The organism is Dactylosporangium maewongense (assembly GCF_039531485.1).
Taxonomy (GTDB): Bacteria; Actinomycetota; Actinomycetes; order Mycobacteriales; family Micromonosporaceae; genus Dactylosporangium; species Dactylosporangium maewongense.
Window position 1 is genome coordinate 248,117 of record NZ_BAAAQD010000004.1, and the last position, 22,986, is coordinate 271,102.

Consider the following 22,986-nt stretch of genomic DNA (forward strand, 5'->3'; position numbering starts at 1 on the left):
GGAGGTTGCTGTGCCATCGGATTTCGTGATGGATTCGCCGCAGGGGTTGTCCCATCGGGCCACCGCTTTCCTGGCACAGCATGCCGCTCGTGTGGAAGTTGATCCCGGGTTGACGGGCGACGCGCTTCGAACTGCACTGGAAAGCGTCCGCGGAGCGGTGGACGAAGTCCTGATACACAGGCTGGAGGGTCTTCAAGCTCGATACGCCGGCCTCACGTATCCCAGTCGGTTCTTCGACTCGGTAGTCACCTTCGCGCCGGTCTGTGAACCCGACCCGTACGAGGGCGAGGACGAGATCTCCTATGTCGTGGAAACGGATAGAAACTGCGGCGCGTCGGCGACCCGGACAGGTGAACTGGTGGTGTCGGAAGATACCGCCAGCACCATCGAATTCGGGTCCGTCGACGCCCTGATCGAAAGCGATGCGATGTTCGAAGCTGCGGTCCACCGATCCGCGTACCGGGAGGTCTATGCGAACAAGCGGCTGGCCGGGCCGGCCGACATCATGGGCCGGGTCGGCTCGGTGCGACCCGTCGGCCCGGCCAGTGGGCGGTGGACCCAGTGGTTGACTGACGGGACCACCGATATCTTCTACTGTGCCATCTGGTACGAACTGACGAAGATGTCGCTCCCGTACATCAAGATTTGGACCGACAATCCGGACGTGCTTCAGGTTTTCAATTAGCCCGAAAGATCTTTCGGATAGTTTGATCCCTCGTTGCCGGGTCGATGTTCCTGTCGGCCCGGTAGTGAGGCGTTTCCGTGTTCTTTCTTCGCAATCGTCCTGTTCGCCCCTTGATTCATGCGAAATTTACCTGCATGATTCGCTGCCATCCGCCCGTTGAGGGGCGGTGATGCCTCAAGATCATTACTCAGCAGGTCCGCCGCCCCGGCCGCGTCGCCGGCGCGCAGCGTGGCCCGGCCGGCGCCGACGAGCCGCTCGAACCGCAGGTGGTCCGAGCCGTCCGGGGGCACCATCAGCTCGTACCCGCCGGCGCGGCTGACCGGGTGCGCCGGGTCGTGCAGGTCGGCGCGCAGCCGGTGCACGAACGAGCGGATGTTGGCGGTGGCCGACCGCGGCGGTTCCCCTTCCCACAGCGCCTGCCCGATGCGGTCGAGCGACACCGCGCGGTTGGCCTGTAACAGCAGGGTGACCACCAGCGCCCGGACCTTGACCCCGGCGAGCTCCGTGGCCCGGCCGAACCCGCCGCAGCAGACGCGGCCCAGGATCCGGTACGGACTTGTTTCCTGACCCATCTCCATCTCCCCCGAGTGACGGCGATCTGTGGCTATGGCGCTCCGATCCGGCTGCGGCGCCGCGATGCGCCGGGCGGGTTCGAGGCGCCGTCGCGCAACGCGACGGCGAGCAGCAGCGCGACGCAGGCCAGCCAGGTCGCCGGCACCGCGACCGGGTCGGGCCAGTGCGGCAGCGGCAGCGCCGGCAGGTCCTCACCGAAGACGGGCAGCGCCCACCCGGTGAGCCGCCACACCGCCAGCGCGCTGCCCAGCCCGAGCAGCCCCGCGACGACGACCAGCGCCGGGTACGTCCACAGCTTCGCCCGCCGCATCGCGGCCCGGCTCAACCCCTGCGCGCGCAGCGCCGCCTCGTCCGCGGCGCGGCCGGTGCGGTCGACGGCGGCGATCAGCCCGAGCCCGCCCGCGGCGAGCAGCACCGCCAGCGCGCCGGCCAGCAGGTGGAACCAGGTGGCCAGGGCCGGGCCCTGCGAGGCGAGGCGGCGGCGGGTCTGCTCGGCGGTCACGTCACCGGTCACGATCAGCCCCTGCCGGGCGAGCCGGGTCAGCAGGTCGGGCGGCGCGGTGCCGGTGAGCCACACCTCCGAGCGGTGGGCGCTGCCGGCGTCGGTGGCGACACGGTTGGCGTACTCCAGGTCGACCAGCGTGCCCGCGGTGCCGAGCCTGGGCAGCGCGCCGGCCCGGCCGGTGACCCGCACCTCGGTCGGCCGCTTGTCCAGCCCGGCGAGGGTGCCGTCGCGCGGCGGCGGGCCGGCGGTCAGCACCGGCAGCGGGTACGGCGCGTCGACCGGCTGGATCCAGGCGCCGTCGGGCAGCCCGCCGGGCGCGTCGATGGCGAGCCGCAGCCCGTCCCGCACCGTGTCGAGCCGGCCGCCGGTCGGCCGCCACCGGGTCACGTCGGTGAGGTCGGCGCCGCCGAGCTTCCGCACGGTGAGCACGAACCGGGTGCTGGTCGGCGACGTGCTCTGCGCCCGCACGTGCAGCCCGACCAGCCGGCAGCCGTCGACACACAGCGGGGTGCGTTCCCGGAACGCGTAGGTGCCGTCGTTGATGAACTTGAACGGCACGGTGGCGGTACCGCGGCCGGTGAGGGACGACAGCACGACGGTGAGCTCCACCGGTACCGACATCTTCACGTCGGACACGTCGACGTCCAGCGCGACGTCCGGCCCGCGAACGGTGACCGGCTCGCGGGCCGGCGGGCGCAGCAGCGCCGCGACCCGGGCCGCGTCGAGGTCGCCGTACTCGGGGCGCCAGTCGACGACCGTGGCCAGCCGGGTGGTGTCCACGGCGAGCGCGGACCCGTCCTCGGACAGTTGCGCGGCGGCCATCGCGTAGGCGCCGTCCGGGTCGACGGCCCGCACCGCGTGCAGCAGGTGGTCGCGGGTGACCGGCGCCACCGACACGACCCGCGGCGCGCCGGTGTCGATCCGCGCGGCCAGGTCGCGGTCCTGCGCGGCGACGTCGGCGGAGGCGACCGCGTACCCGAGCACCGCCACCGACGCGACCAGCAGCAGCATCAGCCGCTGCGGCCCCGGCCGGCGGGCCAGCTGCAGCGAGGCCAGGGCGACGCTGAGCCGGCCCCGGCGCAGCGCCCGCTTGCCGAGCAGCCCGGCGAGGGGCGCGAACAGCCGGGCGCCCACGAGGGCGAAGGCCAGCATGGACAGCGCCGGGGCGAGCATCCCGACCCCGGACAGCCCGCCGCCGGTGAGGAACAGCTGCACCACCGCGGTGGCGGCGAGGACCCCGACGAGCACCTCACCGACCGGCAGCCGCCGCCCAGTGCGCCGGGACCGGACCCGGCGCAGCAGCTCACCGACCGGGCTGAGCAGGTGCCGGCGCTGCGCGAGCAGCGCGACGACGAGGGCGCCGAGCGCGGCGAACGGCGCGTTGCCGAGCGCGCCGGCGGTGAACAGCGGCACCCCGATGCCCGGGAACCGCCAGGCGGCGATCGCGCCCACGACGAGCTGCCCCGCGACGCACCCGGCGACCGCGCCGGCGAGGATCGCGGCGATGTCCTCCCCGAGCGCCAGCAGCCACCGGTGCCACCACGTCCCGCCGTGCAGCGCGACGACCGCCAGCTCCGGGCGGCGGCCCTCCACGCCGTAGTCGACGGCGAGATACAGCACCAGGTACGCCAGCAGCAGCAACGGCACCGCGCCGACCGGCACCGTCTGGCGGGCCAGCGCCCGGCTGCGCTCCACCCGGCCGATCAGGTCGGGGATGTCGGTGGTGACGCTGAACGCCTGGCTGAGCTTGGCGGTGCGGTCCTTCAGCTCGTCGAGCTGGCCGCGCAGCTGGCCGAGGCGGGCCGCGTCGAACGTCGCCGGGGCGGCGGTCGCGTCGACGCCGACGAGGGTCGAGGTGCGCCGCATCAGGGCGAGGGTGGCCTGGCCGGTGAACACGGGCTCGCCGGTGCGGCCGGTGACGTCGACGGCGAAGTAGTCGTGGGAGCCCCAGTACTCCTCCTGCGGGGCGGCCGGCCGGTACACCCCGACGACGGTCAACGGGGTGGGCTCGGTGAACGCCGCGTAGACCGGTCCGGTCGGGGAGCCCTTGCTGACGGCGAACGCGAGGGCGACCGGGTCACCGACGCCGAGCTCGAGCCGTTCGGCGGTGCGCTCGCCGATCACGATCTCGCCGGAGCCGATGTAGCAGCGCCCGGCGAGCATGGTCAGGTGGGCGCAGGCCTCCTGCCGGTAGGTGAGGCGGGACGCGTCGCGCGGCTCGGGCTCGATGCCGGCGGCCGGGAATTCCGCTGAGTACACCTGGGTGAAGCCGGGCACGGTGAGCAGTGCGCTGGTGACGTCGGTGAAGTCGATCGTGCTCGTGTCGCTGTTGTCGACGGTGGCGCTGAGGGCGATGGTGCGTTCGCCGGGGGCGGCGCCGTCGACCTCGCTGCGGACCACGGCGAGGTCGACGGCGCGCAGGTAGGCGGGGACGGCGACGGTCGCGCCGACGACGACGAGGGTCAGCAGGAGCAGGGTCGTGGCCTGGCCGCGGCGGGTGCGCAGCATGGCGAGCACCAGGGAGATCACCGGCGGCCTCCATCGCTGTTGCGCAGGTTCCGGATCCAGGCAAGCATCACCGCGCCCGATGCCGCCCCGAGCACCGTCAGCGCCAGGAGCCCGGTCCCGCCGAGTACGGACAACTGCAACGTCTCCGGTGGTGGTAGTAGCCGCCAGTCGTCGAGGAACACGGCCGGGACGTCGGTGACCCGGGCCGCGGCCCCGGCCACGACCAGCCCGCCCAGCACCCCGAACGCGACCAGCGCAGCCTGCCCGCCGGTCTCGACGCCGACCGCGGCGCGCATCGGCAGCCCCTGCGCGCGCAGCGCCCGCCACTCGCGGGCCCGCGCCGCCTCCTGGACGGTCACCGCCACGGTCGCGGCGACCGCGGCGAGCAGCAGCGCGCACAGCGCGACCAGCAGCTGGAAGCGGGTGGCGAGGGCCGAGCCGTCCTGGTCGAGCCGTTCGATGCGGCGCTCGACGCTGTCGGCGGCGAGCACGGTCACCCCGGCGGCGGCCAGCTCGGCGGTGAGCGCGTCGACGGTGGCCTGGGGCGTACCGGCGGCGATCCACACCTGTGGCACACCCGCGGTGCCCGCGTCGGCCGCGGCGTGCACCGCCGCGTCGAGGTCGATGACGGTGCCCGCCCGGCCCAGCACCGGCAGCACCGCCGTGGTCGCGGCGACCCGCACCGGCACGGACGAGCCGCCGAACAGCGGCAGCGCGGGGTCTCCGGCCAGCCACGCCTTCGGCGCCGGTCCGGCCAGGATCACCGGTACCGCCGCGACGACATCCACCACGTATGCGTGGTTGTCGCCGACGGCCGCGTTGTCCACCACGGGTTTCGGGATTCGCAGCGTCAGCGCGCCCTGCCGGGCCCCGACGCTCATCGCCGGTCCGGTGTCGGCGCCGCGCCACCGGCGCTGGTCGCCGAGGCTCGCGCCGCTGAGGATGACGGCGTCCGGCCCCTGCTGGCGCAGCTCCCGCACGACCAGCGCCGAGTTCGCCGGGGCGCTCACCGGCCTTTTGTCCACATCGGACGGTCCGGCGAGGACGAGCCCGACGATCCGGCAGCCGCTCTCGCATCCGCGCACCGACGCCGCCGCCTGGTGCTCGCCCGGCGGGACCGGCCCGATCGGCACGGACACGTCCGCGCCGGTCACCCCGTGCCGGAGCGTCAACACCAGCCTGACCGGCTCGGCGGAGTCGTTGCGGGCGTCAAGGGTGAGGCCCGTGCCGCTGATGAGGGGCAGCGGCTCGGCCCGTGCCGCGGTCGGGTCCAGCGCGCTGCGCGGACCGTACTCGGGCCGCCAGTCGGCGACCGCCGCGAGCCTTGCGGAGTCGACCGCGAGCACCGGTGGGGACGCGCCGAGGTCGGCGACGACCGCCATCGCCGTGCGGCCGCCCGGGTCGGCGCGGCGCACCGCGGCCAGCAGCGCCGTGTGGTTCGCCGCCTGCACGGTGAGCACCCGCGCGGCGCCGAGCTCGACGCTCGCCCGGTCGGCGCGGGCGGTGCGCCCGATGGTGAAGCCCTGCGCGGCCAGCCCGAGCAGCGCCACCGCGACCGCCATCAGCACCAGGATCCGGTCGGCGCCCGGCTGCCGGGAGAACCGCAGCGCGGTCAGCGCGAGTTTGATCTGGCCGAAGCGCAGCGCCCCGCGCCCCAACCGGTCGCTGCCGGCGGCGAGCAGCCGCGCCATCAGCACCGCACCGGCGAGCGCGGTCAACGCGGGGGCGGCCACCCCCAAGCCGGTTGTCGTCCCGCCGGCGTGCGCCTGGTACAGGGCCGCGGCCGCGGCAACCAGGACCACCACGTCGAGGGTGCGCCGCTGCCAGCCGCGTCGTTGCGACGGCACCCGCCGCAGCAGGGTCGCGACCGGCGCGCGGAACGTGGCCACCTCGCCGAGGACCAGCACCGTCAGCCCGACCACGAACGCCGCGACCACCGCCGCCCCGGTCAGCTGGGCGGCCGGCCACAACTGCGCCGCCGGCACGTCCGCGTCCGCGGCTTCCCGTGCCCCGAACACCCCGAGCAGCAGCCCGACCGGCAGCGCCAGCAGCATCGGGAGCAGATGTTGACCGGCGGTGAGCCGCAGCATCCGCAGCCGGGTGCTGCCGCGCAGCTTCAGCAGGGCGATGTCGGGCCGCCGGTCCTGCGCGGTGTGCCGCCCAGCGATCGCCAGCGCCAGCCAGCACAGCACAAGCGCCTGCACCCACGCGACCAGCATGCCCTTGCGCACCGCCGCCCGGTCCGCGTCGACCGCGTCGAGGAGGCTCTGGTCCGGCGGTACGAAGGTGAACCCGGCCTTCTCCAGTGCCTCCTGCGTGTCGCGCAGCTCGTCCCGCCCGGCGCCGCTCACTATTCTGGCCGGCAGCGATGTGGTGTAGACGGCGGTCGGCTCGTCGAACCCCTCGTCGCCGAACGTCGCCAGCGACACGAACGCCGGGTCGAGCGCCTCCTCGCCGGCGGTGATCTGCCCGGGCCCGAACAGCGGCTCGGCCCAGTACGCGCCGGACGGGTCGGTCCGCTCGTACGTGCCGGTGACCCGCAGCGTCACCTCCGTCGCCGACTGGGTCCGCAGTTTCACCTGGTCCCCGGCGCGCAGCCCGAGCGTGTCCGCCGCCCGCCGGCTCAGCATCGCCTCTCCCGCCGCGGCCGGGCAGGCGCCGCTGACGCGCACGTGCTCGCAGACGCCGTCGCGGTACGCCACCGGCGCGACCCGCTTGAACCCGCCGGTGACGCTGGTGAGCGGCCGGGTCAACCCGAGCACCGGCGCGGTGCTGCTGTCCAGGAGCCGCTCGACGTCCGCCCGGAACTCGGCGAGCGCCCCCTGTGGGTCCCGGCCGACGGGCGTGCCCCGGTGCACGGTGAGGATGCGCTGCGCCGCGGGCGCTGCGGCGACATCGGCCGCGGCGGCCCGGGCGGTCGCGGCGGCGGCGAACTGCGGCCCGGCGGCGGCGATCGCGTAGAGCAACGCGGTCAGCGCCGCAACCGCCAGCCACTGTGCCGGACGGCGGCGCAAGGCATCAAGCACCAGCAGCAGCATGCGTTCCCCCATCGCCCGCCGTCGATCGCGCTCGCCGAGCACCTTACCGGCCGGGGTCGTTCACTGACGCCCTGCGAACGGCCTTTTTTTGCGACCGGGAGAAAGGTCGGGGTCGCCGGGAGCGAGTGGAGTCAGGTGTGGCTCAGTGGGGTGGAGCTGGCCCCACCCCACCGGGGAGTCAGGGTCAATCCGTCCGGCTCGATCCGTCCGTGCCGTCGACGGCATGCACACAGCGTTGGAGATTCGGGCCTGACCAAGCGGTTCGGGGACAAGGTGGCCGTGGACGCCATCGACCTCGCAGTGCCGCGGGGGTCGTTCTACGAGCTCGTCGGGCAGAACGGCGAAGACCGCCACCCTGTCCATGGCGGTCGGTCTGCTGACGCCCGGCACGTCCTGACCTCGAACGTCTACGACAAGCTGGGCCGCCTGACGGAGACCTGGCTCGGCAAGATCGGCGTCACCGGATCCGTCAAGCAGACCGCGACCGTCTACGACACCTTCTACAAGGGACAGGTCGCGGGGACGGTCCGGTGCGTCGGCAGTGCCGCGTACACGATCACCTATCCGCAGCGCGACAACCTGTACCGGGTGACGAACCTGGCCACCCGAGTTGTCACCGGCACGCGGTACTACTCCTTCGCCGGGCGTACCGTCGCCACCCGGACACCGTCGGCGTTGAGCTGGACGGTCTCCGATCCGCACAACACCAACAGCTGCGCGATCGACGCGGCGACCGGTGCCATCACCTGGCGGCGGACCCTGCCCTATGCAGACCGGGACCCGGATCGTCACCAAGCCGTTCTTCTCGGCTCCCAGCAAGGAGCCCTGGGGCAATCCTGCGAGCGGGACCCCAACGGGTCCTCGGTACTCTACGGCACGCTCAACCTGCTGAAGGAACTGTTGTAGGACGTTGTGGTTCCAGCCCGGGAGCATGCTCCCGGGCCGGAAGGACGGCCCATGCGGAAGGTCGCGCTGGCGCTGGTGGCACTGGCGTTGATGGCCTGCGGGTTCGGCGCCGGCGTCGATCCGGGCCCGGACGAGACCGTCGACCTGACGTCGGCCACGGTCGTCGGCACGTGGCGCAACGCCGAGCGGGACGCCACGTTCATGTTCGCGGCCGACAACACGTTTCAGGCGCTGAACGTGCCCCGCGAGTTCTTCCCGTCCTTCGCCGACGCGATCGCACCCGGGTTCGACCCGGCCCGGGACCGGATCGACACGCACGGCACCTGGGCGGTTTCGGGGCGGAGCCCGTCACCCCTCGACCGGCGCCGTAACCTGCTCACCATCAGGTACGAGCCGGGCGGCTTCGTCCCGGCGAGTGGGGTGAGCGGGTTCGAGGCGTGGTGGCAGGGGTCGCAGCCGATCCTGCTGACCGGCAGAATCGGGTTCCTGAAGTGTGCCGAGCCCTGCGGCATCGGCAGCGGTCTGCCCTCGACGTCACCCCGCTGACGCGGCGGTGGCCGTGCGGCCGTCACCGACGTTCCAGGCACGCCAGTACCCTGTGCGGAAGGACAGTGGATGCGAAAGGTAGCGTTCGCGCTGGTAGCGCTGATGCTGATGGCCTGCGGGCTGCGGACCGTCGACTCGCGGCCGGAAGCGATCGTGGACGTCACCCCGGAGATGGTCGTCGGCACCTGGCGCAACGCGGGGCGTGACGCCACCTTCGTGTTCGCCGCCGACGGCTCGATGCAGGCGCTGCATGTGCCGCCGGAGTTCTTCCTCGATTTCCAGTACGCACTGACCCCCGATTTCGACAGGAACCGGGACCGGATCGACGCGGCCGGCAGCTGGACCCTGCCGGGCGGCAAGCCTTCCGCCCCTGCTCTGGTCCGCAACACGGTCAGCCTCACCTTCGAGCCCGGAGGGTTCATCCAGAACCGTGGCGGTGTCGGGCTGGAGGTGCATGGGCGGGGCTCCCAGACCATGCTGCAGTTCCGGGCCATCGTGTTCACGAAGTGCCCCGAGCCCTGCGCGGGCGGCAGCGGGGTGTCGCCGTCGCCGTCCCGGTGATCCGGCGACCGCAGGTTGTACAACCCGGCAGCGTCAACGCATGACGACATCGCATGGCAATACGAGCACAGCCCGCTGTGGACCGGCCTCGAAGGCTACTTCTACGTCCACCTTGATTCACCCCTGGCCGAGATGCTGCGGCAAACACACGCCCGCCGTCGAGGCAAGGAGGAACAGGTACCGGCGACGGCCCGTGACGAGTACGTCCAGCAGGTGCAGTCCCGGCTTGCGCAGGTAGAGATTGAACCTGAGCGCTACTGGATCATCGACCGGCTGTTAGACGTCGACGTCGCCCGCGGCGTCTACCGCGACCGCCTCTCCGACGACCTCAGCAAACTCCCCGGCTATCCGCTCTTGAGCGAGCTGGACCAGCGCCGGATCGATGAGGCAGCCTGGCAGTACATCTCGGCGGCCGAATCAATGCAGCTGCCGACGCATCAGAACACCACGACGGTCTACCACAAGCTTGTTGCGGCGTACCGGGCGCTCGCCCGCTGGCACCGCCTCGATCCGCAGCGGCTCGCTCAACTGCCAGCGAACCAGTGGGCCGCATGCGCAGAGGCGATCTTCACTTACCCCGCCCATGTAGTGAACCGCGACGCGGACACCCAGACCAAAGCCGGCCTCCTCGCCGAAGTCGCGTCACGCGCGCCCGCTGTGCTCGCCGACGCTGTCAATCACTTGCTAGCCATCTTCAACGCCAAGGACCAGCCACTGTGGTGGCTTCGCGATCTTGCCCCCGTCATGAACGATCAACTGGCGGATGCAGTCGCCGGCCATCTCGATGGGCCATCCACCGTCAACCGCGCCGACATTCTCGATCTGCTGCTGCGCAGCAACGACCAACGAGGCATCGACTGGTGCGCCCGCCAATTGCAGGGCGTACCTGATGTCGATGCCGGCGTCACCGCAGCGACAGTCCTGATGAACCATGCACCCGAGCAAGGCCTACCACTGCTCGTAGCGGCCGTCCGCCGAGTACCCGTCGCCGGGAGGCAAATCGCGCTCGCGCTCGGTCAACGCATGCGCCACCGACCGTTAGCGATGATCGACCACCACGACGCAGTCGCCGAACTCTACGAGTGGCTTGCAGAGCAGTTCCCTCCGCAGGAAGACCCGGATGAACGGCAGGCGCATTTTGTGTCACCGCGCGAGCAGCTCGGTATGTGGCGCGACGAACTTCTCCAGGGCCTGGTTGAACGGGGCACCGAGGAAAGCCTCACGGCGCTTGAGCAGCTGCAGCGCCGTCAACCGCAACTGCCGCTCGAACGGGCTGTCCTCCTCGCGCGGGAGGTCACCCGCCAACGGACATGGTTACCGCCGACGCTCGCCCATCTGCACCAGCTCCTACAGGATCGTCGGCGCCGACTCGTAACCGACGCGGCCGACCTGCAGTCGGCAGTCCTGGAAGCCTTGGGCACTATTGGCGGGTGGCTCACCGGAGAGACACCGCAGGCATTCGCGTTGTGGAATGTAACCCACGTGCCGGGCGAGCCCAAGGACGAGAACAGCATCTCCGACTGGTACTGCCACGGCCTGCGCCTGCTGCTCAAATTCTCCGGCATTGTCGTCAACCGCGAGGTGGAGGTTCGCCGTAAGCCGGGGCGGGCATTGGGGAGCGCCACGACATCCGAGTCGATGCGGCCGACAGCACCGGCAACACGATCTGCGTCGTCATCGAGGTCAAAGGCTGCTGGAACGACTCCACCATGACCGCCATGACCAAGCAGCTCGTCGGGCAGTACCTGGAACCCGCCGGCCACACGCACGGCGTTTACCTCGTGGCGTGTTTCCCGCCCGAGCAGGTTGAGGAAGGAGACAAGCGCTCGAAGGTCGCGCGCCACACCACGCAAACACTGATCGAAAGCCTGACCGCGCAAGCGCGGGACATCCCGGCGCCGTTCAGCGTTGGCGTTGTTGTGCACAAGGTGGCGCTGCCTGGATGAACTGAGTACAACGTCGCTACCTGCGTCGACGATCACGCTCGGGGGTGGCCGGAAGGCTGAGTCGCCCATCGACCGGGCAGCGGCGCGATGCAGCGAGCTGGTCGGGTGCGATACGGGGAGCCACGGCCATGGATTGCGCTGTCGTCGCCACAGGAACGGCCAGCGCATGCTTCGTCGTCATGCCACCGGTCGACAGTGCTCTTGGTCGAGCGATGATCAGCCGTGTTTGGCTGCGGTCAATCCCTTGGCCATGCGGTGAACTTCATCGGTAGCGCCGGCGTGATGGTCGTTCGCGCCGGTCGAGCACTCTGATGATGAGCGCCGTGCCGTCGGCGCCGACGGACACGGTGTCGCGCGATCGGCTGCGGGCTGCGTTCCACCAGCGGCGGAGCCATCCGGCGTTTCGGGCGTATCGGCTGAGGTTCCCTTCTTTGAGATCGCGGTGGAGGCGTCGGTCGATGCCGCGGAAGACTTCGAGGGTTCGGCCGTCATTGAGGGGCATCAGGTGCGATGTGCCGGTGAGGACCGGGCCCGACGGCATGCGTACCTGTGCGCTGATGGTGTCCGGCCACGTGTCTTCCAGGGGCAGCATGGCGCTGCTGTAGCCGCGCTGGCGTGGGCTGGTGTAGTCCACAGCGGTGGTGCTGTCGCCAGCGAACAGCAGTACCGATGCGGCGACGGTGCGGTTCATCACCTGAGCCAGCCAGGACCGGTGGCTGGCAGGAATGACGTACGGCGGGGTTGGCGTAGCGGCGGCCGTCGTCGGGGTTGACGGCGCAGTGCCGCCCGCTGGGTCGGCTGCGTCGGGCTGTGGCGCTTGCTGTCGAGCTCGCCACTCGAGCTCGTCCGGTTGCTCTGCCAGCAGCTCGTCGTAGTCGCTCGTGGGCCCGGTCCACAGTTCGTCGTCGCCGGGCGGGTCGAGGACATAGGAACTGACGCCGCTGCGGAGCAGCCGGGATGCGACCATCAGGCCGTACATCGGGTGATCGCCGATTGCGACGGTGCCGACCTGCAGACATGCTTTGGCGAGTTGCCTGTAGACGTGACTCTCGTCGCCGTGTGTTCCCTTGCATTCGAGCACCGCGATGCGCACCTTGGTCGTCGAGCCGGCGCGACGCCACCCGATGAGGAAGTAGTCGGGCCGCTTGTTCGTGCCGGGCTTGTTGCCCACTCTGCCGGTGACGTCGTTGACGTAGCCGTGCCGCAGGGCGACGTCGGCGTCGACGACGTGGAAGAGCCAGCCAGGGTGGCGTCGTTCGAGGACAGCGCGGGCGACGACGAGCGCGAGACCGATACCGAGCTGCTCGGACTGGGTCACCTTGTGGTGATGCACCACATCCTTGGACGCGTACGAGGTGAGGCGCATGAGCTGCTCTCGACCGGCCTCGAGCGTGGCGCAGTAGCGGACGTGCGCCCAATGCTGGGAGACGGAGAGGAACGGCGATCGGGTCAGGAAGGTTGTCGCGACGCCGAGTTCCCGGAGGATGTCGGCCGGCCTGGTTTGCAGGATCGAGGCGACCGCCACCGGGCTGGGTGTCTTCAGGTAGGGGGTTCCAACGGTTTCCGTCTTTGCCTGCTTGGCGAGGATCGAGACCGACTCGGCGAGTTCGATGTCCGACCGGACGGGCAGGCGAGCTGGACTGGCAAGGTGTCGTAGAACGGGTCCGATGTCCATGACACCTCCACCCTCCACCGCATCGTTCGACGACGCTCGATAGCCTACGCGATTATCTCCCTGAGTAGCTGGACGATCGCAACCTGTCGTCGTGAATGAATCGGCCAAGGCCCGCGATATATGCGCCAGGGGAGCGTCCCTCGCATCGACGACGGCCTTCCTCGGCGGTACTGCACTCGGTAATATCCTCACCACGTAGAGCGCTGGGGGTGTGGGTGGAAGCTGAAGCGAGCTCGCACCGGCCGACGTGTGCGGCACAATGGGCGTAGCAGACGGCCGATCGCGGCAGCGCCCCTCGATGACGACCGGCACCTCGGCATCTGCCGAGTCGATGGCGCTCGGCGCCACCCGGCGGCTGCTCGACGACGGCCAGGTACTCCTCCAGCAGGCCGACACACTCCGTGACGCAGTCGCTGAGCTACAACGCGACGTCCGCGTCGAACACGAGCGGCTCCGCTCGCGACTGATCGCAGAACAGCTTGCCGGGATGCGCGCCGACACCCTGCGAACACCATCCGGCAAAGCGATCCGCAACATCGCGAAGCTCCCCCAGTACGGCTTCGACAGCGTCCTGGCCGTTCAGGGGACGTCCGCCGCTTCACTGCAGCAGATTCCCGGCATCGGTGCGTCGACAGCCGAAGCGATCCAGGCCGCCGCGCAGGCAACTGCTGCCGCCGTCGAACACGACACCGTCATTCGTTTCGACGCGGATGAAGCACCGGCGAGCCACGTCGAACTGCTCCGTCTTCTCCACACGCTGGCCACCGTCATCCGGGTACACGCAGCCACCGCCGACCGGGCGGCCCACCTCGCCGTCACCGTGGATCGGCTCCTGGCGGCAGCATCGCCGGCCGGCCCGTGGCGGGCAGGCGCAAGGCTGCAGTATGCACATGCCGTACTTGGTGGACTACATCCGCTGTGGTAAATATCAGGCGGGAGGGTGGTGCATGCACGGCTGGGTACGGAACTTCGTTGTCGCCCGCGGCTTCGGCTTCATCACCGGTGACGACGGGCAGGACTACTTCTTCCACCTCGACGACGTCACTGGGCACGGGGCGCCGTCGACGGGTCAGGCGGTGTCCTTCACCCCCGGTCGGACGGCCAAGGGTTTGCGAGCCCGCTCGGTGGCCGTGTCGGGCCGCACTCCGCAGGGCCGGCCGGTCTACATCGATCCTGACCACTTCATCATGACCCGGGCGCCCGAGGTCCGCGGGTTCATCATCGTGCGGGTGCTGTCGCACGACGCCTGGGGCGAGTCCAACGATCCGAACGAGGCCAAGGACATCCTCCGGCAGCAGGCCGAGCGGCTGGGTGCGAACGCGATCGTCGGGCTGACCCTGACCAAGTACACGAAGAATGAGACGTGCTCGAACTACCGGTACACGATGCACCGGTTCACCGGCCGGGCCGTCGTCGTGAAGAAGGCCGGCTACAGCTTCGACCCCGAGGTGATCGCCAGGACGCAGGAGGGGATGCGGGACACCGGCGGCGACGCGGCGTGGCATTCGGTCGGCCGCACGTCGCTGGTCCGGCCGCCGCTGTGGCGTTTCGTGCCGATGCTGTCGTGGTCGCTGGCCCGGACCGTGCTGACGATCGGCGCGGTGGCCGTCCGGCAGGCCGCCGCCGCGGTCGCTGTCGGCGCCCGCAGGAGCGCAGCCCCCGCCGACTGAGCGCAACGGCCGGCCTCCGCGAACCGGAGGGCCGCGTCGCCGAGTTCGGCTGGTGCTGCACCGCGCCACCACCTGGCGCACTGCGGACCTGCTCACGGAGTTCGGGTTGCGCCGAGAGGGTGGCTCGCCGCCAATCGTCGGCCTCTTACTGGGGAGCGGGGTCTGTTTCATTGATCGATGGCCTGGTCAGGCAGGCTTGAACGGTGAAGCACTCGAACCGGCGGCGTCCAGCCCAGCCAGCACGGTCGGCGTTCGCCGGGTTCCGGTTTCCACCCGACGTCATCATGGTCACCGTCCGGCTCTACCTGCGGTAGCGCCTGGCGACAGGTGGTTCACCGATGAGACCTATGTCAAGGTCAGCGGCGTCTGGCGGTACGTGTACCGCGCCGTCGACCAGCACGGCCAGGTCATCGACGTGCTCGTCTCGGCCCGCCGTGACGCCGCGGCGGCACGACGGTTCTTCCGCAGGGCGATGGCCACGTTGAAGGTGCGACCCACCGAGGTGATCACCGACGCTGCACCGGTGTACCCAGCGGTCCTTGATGAGCTGGTCCCATCCGCGTGGCACCACGTCGAACGCCACGCCAACAACCGGGTGGAAGCCGACCACAGCCAACTCAAGCACCGGCTCAGACCGATGCGCGGACTCCGCACCGACCGCACCGCGCAGACGATCATCGCCGGACACGCGTTCATGCAGAATCTCCGCCGCGGCCACTACGAACTCGGGCTCAATGCAACACACGGACTCCGCGTCGCCGCAGCGTTCGCCGAGCTCGCCGCGGCCATCTGAGCCGACAGGGAATCGGACTCACCGCGTCACCCGATCGAACAACGCAACGGTGCCCTTCTTACCGCCGTCGTAGCCGTGCAGCCCGCCCCGGTCGGTGCCCTTGACGCTCTGACTGTCCAGCACCCCAGCGCTGGGCGTCGGGTGCCCCAGCCGGGTGCGTTCACCCTCCCGCAACCGGGCCAGGATCTGCTCCCACCGGCCCTCCCGTCGCCAGGTCCGCCAGTAGTAGTAGACCGTCTGCCACGGTGGTAGATCGTGCGGCAGCAACCGCCACGCACAACCCGCACGCAGCCAGTACGCCAAGGCGTTCACGATCTCCCGCCGCTCATGCACCGCCGGGCGCCCACCCGGCTTCACCACAGGGATCAACGGCGCCAGCAACTGCCACTCGGCATCGGACAGATCAGTCGGGTACGCAGCACGCGACGAACACATCGTGACCTCCACCAGGACGTCCCCGTTGCCGCCTCTACCCCGACCGCCTATCCCACCAGGACCTTTCCAAAACGCCGCCACTCACAACGATGTGCGAAAGACGGGTCTAGAGCTGATCGAGCCAGATCACGATCCCGGTCAGGTCGTTGAGCACGGCCGCGACGCCCGCTCTGATGGAGGCCGCGCAGCGCTCGGCGGTGAACGATTCGGGGTCGTACGTCGAGGACATGCCGAGCCCTTCGCCACGGAACGACGCGCCGGACCAGTCGACCGCCGTGACGTTGTGGGTAGGCTCGGCCAGCTCCGCGCCCACCACGAGGAACTGCTGTGACAGGTGGCTCGCGGTGACCAGCGCGAGTGGGTCGATGAGGTCGTTGCCCGCGGTGACGATGAGGTCCGGGCCCATCTCGAGGGCCTTGGTGATGCTGGGAACGAGGTTGTGCGGGTCGCCGGCGACCACCGTTCTGAGATCGACGTGCTCGTCCTCGGCCCAGTCCTTGACCGCCGTCACAAGGGCTCTGGTCGGGCCGTCGTCACCCACGGTGAGCAGTACCACGCGGTAGTTCTTCGGTGGGTGGACCCCGGTCCAGGAACCGGGCCGTGGCGTGATGGTCGCCTCCGGGGTGGGCGAGGCGGAGGGGTCGACGAACCCTGGGCCGAGCGTCCCGACGGGGGCGGGCTTAGGGCGCGGCTGTGACCAGTCGTCGCCGGAGCCGCATCCGGTGACCAGTGCGGAGGCCGTGGCCAGCATGGCAACGGCCCGAAGCATGGGGCGCAAGGCGATCGTCCTTCGGGTGGGGGAGCGTGCGTGCTTCTTCCTATCTCAGTTCCTGCCTCATTCAGTCCGCCGGAAGTCGTCCTGGCAGTTTGTTCGCCAGCGGTTCGTCGGCGGTCCGGCTCGTGTTCGCCCGTGACGTGCAACGTGCACTGGCCAACCGAAGGAGCCGCATGTCCCAACGCGCCCGCCTCACCGTCATCGGGATCCTCGCGACGGTGATCGCCTTCCTGAGCGCCGCGCCGGCGCTCGCCCACGGGTTTTCGTCGACTGTGTACGTCGACGTCACCGCCGGCGACGAGGGTCACGTCCGGACGATGCTGCAGCTCGAGTACGACCTGCTCGTCGTGTCCGCCGCTGACTTCGAGGACGACGATCCCCTCTTCCGGACGGGAACCGCCGCATTCGACGCCCGCGACACCGACGGACAGGCCGCGGCGCTCAACACTCATGCGAAGTCGGTCGTCGGTTACGTCACGGAGCGTTTCTCGGTCACCGCGGACGGCAAGATCTGCGCGCCGACAAAGGTCGGCGACGTCACGATCGGCGAGCAGGAGGGTGTGCCGTACGCCAAACTGCTGCTCGACTGGGCCTGTCCTGAGCAGGGCGACGAGCACGAGGTGCGCAGCAAGCTGTTCCCCGACGCCGAGGGCTATGTCACCGGCACAAAGACGATCGTCACCTACGAGATCGACGGTCATACGGGCAGTGCCGCGCTCGACGCCGATCAGCCGTCCTTCTCGACCGGTCAGACGTGGTACGAACGGTTCTGGGAGTTCTTCCGCCTGGGCGCCGAGCACCTGCTGACCGGGGTCGACCACGTCCTGTTCCTGCTGGCGCTCATCGCCGGGTCACGACGCCTGCGTGAGATCGTGCTCGCGGCCACGAGCTTCACCCTGGCGCACTCGGTGACGTTCATGCTTGCCGCCCTCGGTCTGGTCGACGTACCTGCGCGGGTCGTGGAGCCCGTCATCGCGCTGTCGATCGCCGTGGTCGCCGGCTGGTACCTGTGGCGGATCTGGCGGTGCGGCGACCATGCCACCGACCTCGAGGCGGTGGGACGCGGTCACTTCAGCCTGGATCGTTCGGGCTGGACCCGCCTCGGGGTCGTGTTCTGCTTCGGCCTCGTGCACGGCCTGGGCTTCGCCGGTGCGCTGGGGATCGACGAGGCGTGGTCGTGGACCCTGCTGTGGTCTTTGCTCGTGTTCAACGTCGGCATCGAGGTTGTGCAACTGACGATCATCGCTGTCGTATTTCCGCTGCTGATCGTGCTGCGCCATCGCGCGCCGAAAACCGGCCTGTGGACGACCGGCGCAATTTCTGCGGGCGTGTCCGTTATGGGGTTGATCTGGTTCACACAACGGGTGTTCGGGCTCTGAAATAGCCGCAGGTCTTCATGGACATGCAACTGGCCGCAAGATCGAATTCACGGTCGATTCATCGAATGGCGAAACGTTGAGGTCGCTTTCCCGTACCTCCATCGGAAAAGGGAAGAAAACCGTGAAAGTAAGCACCTCCAAGCAGGCCTCCGGGCCTGCGCGGCGTCGCGTGGTCGCTGGGACCACCGCGGCGTTCCTGGGCCTGGCTGTGGCCATCGGCGGCGGTCTGGCGACCCCCGCCAGCGCTGCGGACCCCGTCACGCTCAGCGGCATCATCCTCGGCGTCGGCGCGAACGAGACCCAGCGCATCGTGACCTGGTACTCGTCGGCCGACACCGCACAGAAGGTCCAGCTCGCCCCGACCGCCGCGCTCGCCAACGGCGAGTTCCCGGCCGGTGCTGCCACCTTCGACGCCATCGGCGGGGCGAACATCGCGACCAGTGGCGGCTTCAACCGTCACGCGACGCTCGCCAGCCTGCAGGAGCAGACGGCGTACTCCTACCGGGTCGGTGCCGAGGGCAACTGGTCTCCGACGTACTCCTTCAAGACGCAGGATTTCGAAGGCGACTACGACTTCCTGTTCTACGGCGACCCGCAGATCGGTGCGTCGGGTGACGTGGCGAAGGACCAGGCCGGTTGGCAGGACACCCTGGACGTCTCGCTCGCCGCGAACCCGAACGCCGAACTGCTGGTGTCGGGTGGTGACCAGGTCGAGACGGCGGGCACCGAGTCCCAGTGGACCGCGTTCCTCGCACCTGACAAGCTGCGTCAGTACCCCTGGGCTGCCACCATCGGTAACCACGATGTGGGTAGCAAGGCGTACGAGCAGCACCTGTTCACGCCGAACACGGACCGCTCGGCCCGGCTGTACTCCAACGGGAACCCGGCGTCCAACACCTCGGGCGGTGACTACTGGTACATCTACAAGGATGTCCTGTTCATCGACCTGAACAGCAACAGCTACCGCACCGCTTCGGGTGGCGGCGGTGACGAGGCGCACATCGCCTACGTGACCGACGTCATCAACCAGCACGGCGCTGAGGCCAAGTGGACGGTGCTCGTCTACCACCACGCGATCTACTCGCCGGCTGACCACGCCAAGGACTCGGACAACAAGGTGCGTCGGGTCGACTTCCCGACCGCCTTCTCGAACCTGGGCGTCGACGTGGTGCTGCAGGGGCATGACCACAGCTACTCCCGCAGCTACGAGATCAAGAACGGCGCGAAGGCGAACCCGGCCGAGCAGCCCGGCGCCGCTGATGTGTTCCCCGGTCCCGGTGGTGTGATCTACGTTACGGGTAACTCGGCTTCGGGTTCGAAGTACTACGACATCACCGCTCCGGACAACAGCGGCACGAGCGGCGCCGGCAACGGTGCGGACCCGCTCAACCCGAACAGCTACTGGTACAACTCGGTCCAGAACCAGGAGCACGTCCGGACCTACGTCAAGGTCCAGGTTCGCAGCGACAAGCTCGTCGTCGAGAACGTCCGCAGCGGCACCTGTGCTGCGCCGAACGCGGCCGTCGAGCGTGGCGCCTGGTGCAACAACTCGCCGGCCAACCAGCCGGTCGGTTCGATCGTCGACTCGGTCACCGTCCACCCGTACCAGGGCGACGGCCAGGCCATCCAGGTCAACGTGCCGAACGCCGCTCCCGGCGAGTTCGGCTGGACGATCGACGGCTACAACGGCCTCGTGAACCTCGGCACCGCGGAGGACCACAACGGCGACTACTTCGCGGCGGCGGGCCACATCAACCCGATCGTCGTGTCGGACAACCGGCGTTCGCTCGCGCCGTGGTCGATCTCGGCCAGCGTGAGTGACTTCCGGGACGGCGACAAGACCTTCTCCGGCGCCTACCTCGGCTGGACGCCGCAGGTGATCGAGGCCGGCGCTGGTGCTCAGGCGAGCGGGTCGGTGGCCTCCGGCTACGACGACCACGGCCAGGGCCTGTCCGTCTCACGCGGTCTCGGCTGGGCCAACCAGGGCCACGCCAAGGGCACCGCCCGGTTGGGCGCTGACCTGGATCTGAAGATCCCGGGCAGCGTCGAGAAGGGTGGCTACCGTGCCACCCTCACGATCACTGCGCTGAGCAGCTGACCGGACACGTTTGACAAGGCGGGGCAGGCACCTTCGGGTGCCCGCCCCGCCCCCTCGTTCCAGACCTGTTCCAGACCTGCTCCAGATTGCTCGAGGACCCCCAGATGCATGCGCCCGCACCGCGTCGGAAGCCAACCGTCGCCGCCCTCGTCCGTATCGCCGTCCTGGCCCTGCTCGCCGCCTTCGCGGTCGTCGGGTTGGGTGCGGGCACTGCCCTGGCCGAGGAGGGCGACGTCGCCTGGACGGTCAGAACGGCCTCGAACAGCTACGGCGCCGATCGGTCCAGCTTCAGCTATTCCGTCAACCCCGGTGGGCGGGTCGAGGACACCATGGTCGTCGCCAACCGTGGCACGGCTCCGCTCAACCTGGCCGTCTACGCCGCCGACGGCTTCACGACCGGCACGGGCCAGCTCGACCTGATCACCAAGGACAAGAAGTCCATCGGGATCGGCGTCTGGGTCCACGCGAACCCCGGCACCATCGCGATCAAGCCCGGGGAGTCCGCCGACGTGCCCTTCACGGTCACCGTTCCGGACAACGCCACGCCCGGCGACTATGTGGGCGGCATCGTCACCTCCCTGACGCAGCCCAACGACGCTGAGGGCATCAACGTCGAGCGTCGCCTGGGTATCCGGGTCAAGCTGCGGGTCAGCGGCGAGATCAAGCCGAACCTTGCGATCGAGGACCTCCACGTCGACTACGCCGGCTCGCTCAACCCGTTCGCGAAGGGCACCGCGACCGTCACGTACACGATCCACAACACCGGCAACGCCATCCTTTCGGCCCAGCAGACGGTGTCGGTATCCGGCCCGTTCGGGTGGCTGCGGACCGAAGCGAGCGGGATCGCGGCGTCGCCGGAGCTTCTCCCCGGTGAGAGCTGGAACGTGACGGCGACCGTCCACGGCGTGTCGCCCGCACTCAGGCTGGCTGCGACCGCAACTCTCACACCCCGGCTCACCGACGCGTCGGGCTCCACCACCTCGCGCAAGCAGGTCCAGGCCACGACGCACAGCTGGGCCCTCCCGTGGATGCTGGTGCTGCTGGTCGTCGTACTGATCGCTGTCATCGTCGTGACCCCCGTTCTCGTCCGCCGCAGCCGCGCACGGCGCAAGCTCCGCGAGGACGCCCGCGTGCAGGAGGCCGTCGAGCAGGCGCTCCGCAACAAACAGGAGACCCAGCCGAGCTGACCGCCCGGTGAGAGTGCCCCCGGCGGATTCGAACCATCGATCGTGATGTGTAGATGCCGATGCCCCACCGGTCCCGCCTTGCCAACCTGGTTGTCACCGCTCTGGTGGTGCCGCTGCTGCTCGGCTGCGGCTGCTGCGAGCTGCGCCGGCACCGGCAGCTGATCGCTCGGCACTGGACGTATCCGCATGCGCCTCCCGGCCGGCCACCCGTGGACCGGGAGGTCCGCGACCTGGTGCTGCGTCTGGCCGCTGAGAACCCGACCTGGGGCCATCGCCGCGTACAAGGTGAATTGGCTCGGCTGGGCCACCGGATCGCGGCCAGCACGGTCTGGAAGATCCTGCACCGGGCCGGCGTCGACCCGGCACCCCGCCGGACCGGACCGACCTGGCAGCAGTTCCTCACCGCACAGGCCCACACAATCCTGGCCTGCGACTTCTTCACCGTCGACACCGTGCTGCTCAAACGGATCTATGTACTGTTCTTCATCGAACCCGCCACCCGACAGGTCCACATCGCCGGCGTCACCGCCCACCCGACCGGCGCCTGGGTCACACAACAGGCCCGGAATCTGCTCATGAACCTCGACCAGCACGCCAGCAGGCTGCGCTTCCTGCTACGAGACCGAGACACGAAGTTCACCGCAGCGTTCGACTCCGCTGGCGGTGATCACGGCGACGGAACTCCAGCCCGATCGCGGCCGGCATTCACCTGTGAACACCAGATGGGTCTCCGCCTGCAACTGGCGTAACTGTTCCAGCAGCCGAACGCCGATCACCAGTTGATGGGTGCCAGCCGGCCCGAGTCATGGCACTGGTGCGTCGCCGTCCGCGGCCACGAGGTCGGTTCGGTACACCTCGGCCGCACGGAATTCGGCGGTGACGCCCAGTTCTGCTGCGACCGTGTTGATAGCGGCGTCGCCGATCTTGAGGTCGGCCTGGCCGTCATCGGTGTAGTACGGCGCGATGAACTGGTCGTAGTGGTGGCGGACCTCGTCCGGGGTGTGTCGGCCCAGGAACGCCTGCATGTGCGTCACGGCGATCTCGGGGTGTTCCCGGATGGTGCGCAGAGCGCGACGGTTGGCCCGGACCGCGGCGTGCAGCGCCGGGGTGTCGAGCGGGACGTGGGTCGGGTCCACGGCCACCCCGACGGTCGGGATCTGGAAGTGGTCCCCGACGAAGGCCAGGACCTGGAATCCTTCCTCGGCGGCCACCTGCTCGGGTGCCATGGTGCTGCCGACGAGTGCGGCGTCGATCGAGCCTTTGCGCAGCCCGCGGAGGTCCAGTCCGTAGTCACCGGGCTTGCGGGCGACACATTTGACGTCGCGGTCGGGGTCGAGGCCGTTGCGGCGCAGCACGATGCGTGCGAAGCAGCCGGGTGGCGTGAGCGGGTGGTGCACCGCGAGCCGGCGGCCCTGCAAGTCCTGCAGGGAGGTCAGGTCGCCGCGGCCGAGGAACCAGAACAGCGGCCGGTGGGTGTTCACACTCAGCGCCGTCCACGGGATGTGGTCGGTCAGCCGGGAGAACATCGCGCGGCCCAGGCCGATCGTCGCGCCTCGGCGCAACCGCTCGATATCCCAGCCGCAGCCGTCGCGCAGCGCGACGTGTACACCCTCGTCGGCGTAGTAGTCCTCTTGGTCGGCGACATAGGCGACCAGTTCCTCGTGGATCCCCCGCCCGACATAGGCGAGGTCGAGTGTTTGCATGGC

19 protein-coding genes and 1 pseudogene are annotated in these 22,986 nt (G+C 69.7%); 13 read left to right on the plus strand and 7 right to left on the minus strand.

All coding sequences use genetic code 11. The annotated features are described in order from the left end of the window. Positions 1-10: 10 nt before the first annotated feature. The gene (locus tag ABD332_RS13120; RefSeq protein ID WP_344502112.1) at positions 11-685 is read left to right on the plus strand and encodes a hypothetical protein; all 675 of its coding nucleotides are present in this window, start codon (positions 11-13) and stop codon (positions 683-685) included. On the opposite strand, the gene ABD332_RS13125 is transcribed toward ABD332_RS13120, so the two are convergent. The 3 genes from ABD332_RS13125 to ABD332_RS13135 are packed head-to-tail and all read right to left on the minus strand — an operon-like array spanning position 682 to position 7,309. Beyond that, positions 682-1,257: an AfsR/SARP family transcriptional regulator gene (locus ABD332_RS13125; RefSeq protein WP_344502113.1), complete on the minus strand. Its 576-nt coding sequence runs from the start codon at positions 1,255-1,257 to the stop codon at positions 682-684. The genes ABD332_RS13120 and ABD332_RS13125 overlap by 4 nt on opposite strands. Before the next feature lie 32 nt (positions 1,258-1,289). After that, entirely contained in the window at positions 1,290-4,292 is a 3,003-nt protein-coding gene (locus ABD332_RS13130; protein ID WP_344502114.1) for a hypothetical protein, read from the minus strand. Then, entirely contained in the window at positions 4,289-7,309 is a 3,021-nt protein-coding gene (locus ABD332_RS13135; protein WP_344502115.1) for an FtsX-like permease family protein, read from the minus strand. The genes ABD332_RS13130 and ABD332_RS13135 overlap by 4 nt, the downstream gene beginning before the upstream one ends. Positions 7,310-7,459: 150 nt before the next feature. Here ABD332_RS13135 and ABD332_RS13140 point away from each other — a divergent pair, with 150 nt between their 5' ends. From ABD332_RS13140 to ABD332_RS13160, 5 genes are all read left to right on the plus strand, one after another. Then, positions 7,460-8,215: a hypothetical protein gene (locus ABD332_RS13140; protein WP_344502116.1), complete on the plus strand. Its 756-nt coding sequence runs from the start codon at positions 7,460-7,462 to the stop codon at positions 8,213-8,215. A 51-nt stretch (positions 8,216-8,266) separates the two neighbouring features. Then, a complete protein-coding gene (locus ABD332_RS13145) occupies positions 8,267-8,761 on the plus strand; it encodes a hypothetical protein (protein ID WP_344502117.1) in 495 nt (164 codons plus the stop codon). A gap of 69 nt (positions 8,762-8,830) precedes the next feature. After that, positions 8,831-9,322, plus strand: coding sequence for a hypothetical protein (locus ABD332_RS13150; protein ID WP_344502118.1), 492 nt, complete (start codon positions 8,831-8,833; stop codon positions 9,320-9,322). Positions 9,323-9,337: 15 nt separating this feature from the next. Then, positions 9,338-11,035 (plus strand): hypothetical protein, encoded by a 1,698-nt coding sequence (locus ABD332_RS13155; protein ID WP_344502119.1) that lies wholly within the window; start codon positions 9,338-9,340, stop codon positions 11,033-11,035. 5 nt (positions 11,036-11,040) lie between these two features. Continuing rightward, positions 11,041-11,268: a hypothetical protein gene (locus ABD332_RS13160; protein WP_344502120.1), complete on the plus strand. Its 228-nt coding sequence runs from the start codon at positions 11,041-11,043 to the stop codon at positions 11,266-11,268. Between the two features lie 262 nt (positions 11,269-11,530). Here ABD332_RS13160 and ABD332_RS13165 read toward each other — a convergent pair whose 3' ends face one another. Further along, positions 11,531-12,943 (minus strand): hypothetical protein, encoded by a 1,413-nt coding sequence (locus ABD332_RS13165; protein WP_344502121.1) that lies wholly within the window; start codon positions 12,941-12,943, stop codon positions 11,531-11,533. A 298-nt stretch (positions 12,944-13,241) separates the two neighbouring features. Here ABD332_RS13165 and ABD332_RS13170 point away from each other — a divergent pair, with 298 nt between their 5' ends. The 3 genes and pseudogenes from ABD332_RS13170 to ABD332_RS13180 all read left to right on the plus strand — a co-directional run bounded on the left by ABD332_RS13170 (position 13,242) and on the right by ABD332_RS13180 (position 15,406). Continuing rightward, a complete protein-coding gene (locus ABD332_RS13170) occupies positions 13,242-13,868 on the plus strand; it encodes a hypothetical protein (protein ID WP_344502123.1) in 627 nt (208 codons plus the stop codon). Next, a complete protein-coding gene (locus tag ABD332_RS13175; protein WP_344502124.1) occupies positions 13,834-14,613 on the plus strand; it encodes a cold shock domain-containing protein in 780 nt (259 codons plus the stop codon). Before ABD332_RS13170 ends, ABD332_RS13175 begins: the two co-directional genes overlap by 35 nt. Positions 14,614-14,897: 284 nt before the next feature. Continuing rightward, positions 14,898-15,406 (plus strand): annotated as a pseudogene (locus ABD332_RS13180) (IS6 family transposase). Positions 15,407-15,424: 18 nt separating this feature from the next. Here the strand turns inward: ABD332_RS13180 and ABD332_RS13185 are convergent. Together ABD332_RS13185 and ABD332_RS13190 are read right to left on the minus strand one after the other, a co-directional pair. Continuing rightward, the gene (locus ABD332_RS13185) at positions 15,425-15,853 is read right to left on the minus strand and encodes a transposase (RefSeq protein ID WP_344502125.1); all 429 of its coding nucleotides are present in this window, start codon (positions 15,851-15,853) and stop codon (positions 15,425-15,427) included. A gap of 94 nt (positions 15,854-15,947) precedes the next feature. Next, positions 15,948-16,592, minus strand: coding sequence for a type 1 periplasmic-binding domain-containing protein (locus ABD332_RS13190; protein WP_344502126.1), 645 nt, complete (start codon positions 16,590-16,592; stop codon positions 15,948-15,950). On the opposite strand from ABD332_RS13190, the gene ABD332_RS13195 reads away from it, so the two are divergent. The 4 genes from ABD332_RS13195 to ABD332_RS13210 all read left to right on the plus strand — a co-directional run bounded on the left by ABD332_RS13195 (position 16,571) and on the right by ABD332_RS13210 (position 22,029). Beyond that, the gene (locus tag ABD332_RS13195; RefSeq protein ID WP_344502127.1) at positions 16,571-17,995 is read left to right on the plus strand and encodes a HupE/UreJ family protein; all 1,425 of its coding nucleotides are present in this window, start codon (positions 16,571-16,573) and stop codon (positions 17,993-17,995) included. The two genes, ABD332_RS13190 and ABD332_RS13195, sit on opposite strands and share 22 nt — an antisense overlap. A gap of 121 nt (positions 17,996-18,116) precedes the next feature. Beyond that, positions 18,117-20,093 carry a purple acid phosphatase family protein gene (locus ABD332_RS13200; protein ID WP_344502128.1) on the plus strand — a complete coding sequence of 659 codons (1,977 nt, stop codon included), beginning with the start codon at positions 18,117-18,119 and terminating at the stop codon, positions 20,091-20,093. A gap of 104 nt (positions 20,094-20,197) precedes the next feature. Then, complete coding sequence (locus ABD332_RS13205; protein WP_344502129.1) at positions 20,198-21,280, plus strand: COG1470 family protein; 1,083 nt, start codon at positions 20,198-20,200, stop codon at positions 21,278-21,280. A 53-nt stretch (positions 21,281-21,333) separates the two neighbouring features. Next, complete coding sequence (locus ABD332_RS13210) at positions 21,334-22,029, plus strand: hypothetical protein (protein WP_344502130.1); 696 nt, start codon at positions 21,334-21,336, stop codon at positions 22,027-22,029. Between the two features lie 54 nt (positions 22,030-22,083). On the opposite strand, the gene ABD332_RS13215 is transcribed toward ABD332_RS13210, so the two are convergent. Continuing rightward, a complete protein-coding gene (locus ABD332_RS13215) occupies positions 22,084-22,983 on the minus strand; it encodes an ABC transporter substrate-binding protein (protein ID WP_344502131.1) in 900 nt (299 codons plus the stop codon). Positions 22,984-22,986: the final 3 nt, after the last annotated feature.

Excerpts from the sequence above, each read along its gene's own strand:
- ABD332_RS13135 (WP_344502115.1), bottom strand. The coding sequence starts at position 7,309 with ATGCTGCTGCTGGTGCTTGATGCCTTGCGCCGCCGTCCGGCACAGTGG.
- ABD332_RS13210 (WP_344502130.1), top strand. The coding sequence starts at position 21,334 with ATGCCGATGCCCCACCGGTCCCGCCTTGCCAACCTGGTTGTCACCGCT.
- ABD332_RS13170 (WP_344502123.1), top strand. The coding sequence starts at position 13,242 with ATGACGACCGGCACCTCGGCATCTGCCGAGTCGATGGCGCTCGGCGCC.
- ABD332_RS13125 (WP_344502113.1), bottom strand. The coding sequence starts at position 1,257 with ATGGGTCAGGAAACAAGTCCGTACCGGATCCTGGGCCGCGTCTGCTGC.
- ABD332_RS13145 (WP_344502117.1), top strand. The coding sequence starts at position 8,267 with ATGCGGAAGGTCGCGCTGGCGCTGGTGGCACTGGCGTTGATGGCCTGC.
- ABD332_RS13175 (WP_344502124.1), top strand. The coding sequence starts at position 13,834 with ATGCCGTACTTGGTGGACTACATCCGCTGTGGTAAATATCAGGCGGGA.
- ABD332_RS13190 (WP_344502126.1), bottom strand. The coding sequence starts at position 16,592 with ATGCTGGCCACGGCCTCCGCACTGGTCACCGGATGCGGCTCCGGCGAC.
- ABD332_RS13205 (WP_344502129.1), top strand. The coding sequence starts at position 20,198 with ATGCATGCGCCCGCACCGCGTCGGAAGCCAACCGTCGCCGCCCTCGTC.
- ABD332_RS13215 (WP_344502131.1), bottom strand. The coding sequence starts at position 22,983 with ATGCAAACACTCGACCTCGCCTATGTCGGGCGGGGGATCCACGAGGAA.
- ABD332_RS13150 (WP_344502118.1), top strand. The coding sequence starts at position 8,831 with ATGCGAAAGGTAGCGTTCGCGCTGGTAGCGCTGATGCTGATGGCCTGC.
- ABD332_RS13160 (WP_344502120.1), top strand. The coding sequence starts at position 11,041 with ATGACCAAGCAGCTCGTCGGGCAGTACCTGGAACCCGCCGGCCACACG.
- ABD332_RS13165 (WP_344502121.1), bottom strand. The coding sequence starts at position 12,943 with ATGGACATCGGACCCGTTCTACGACACCTTGCCAGTCCAGCTCGCCTG.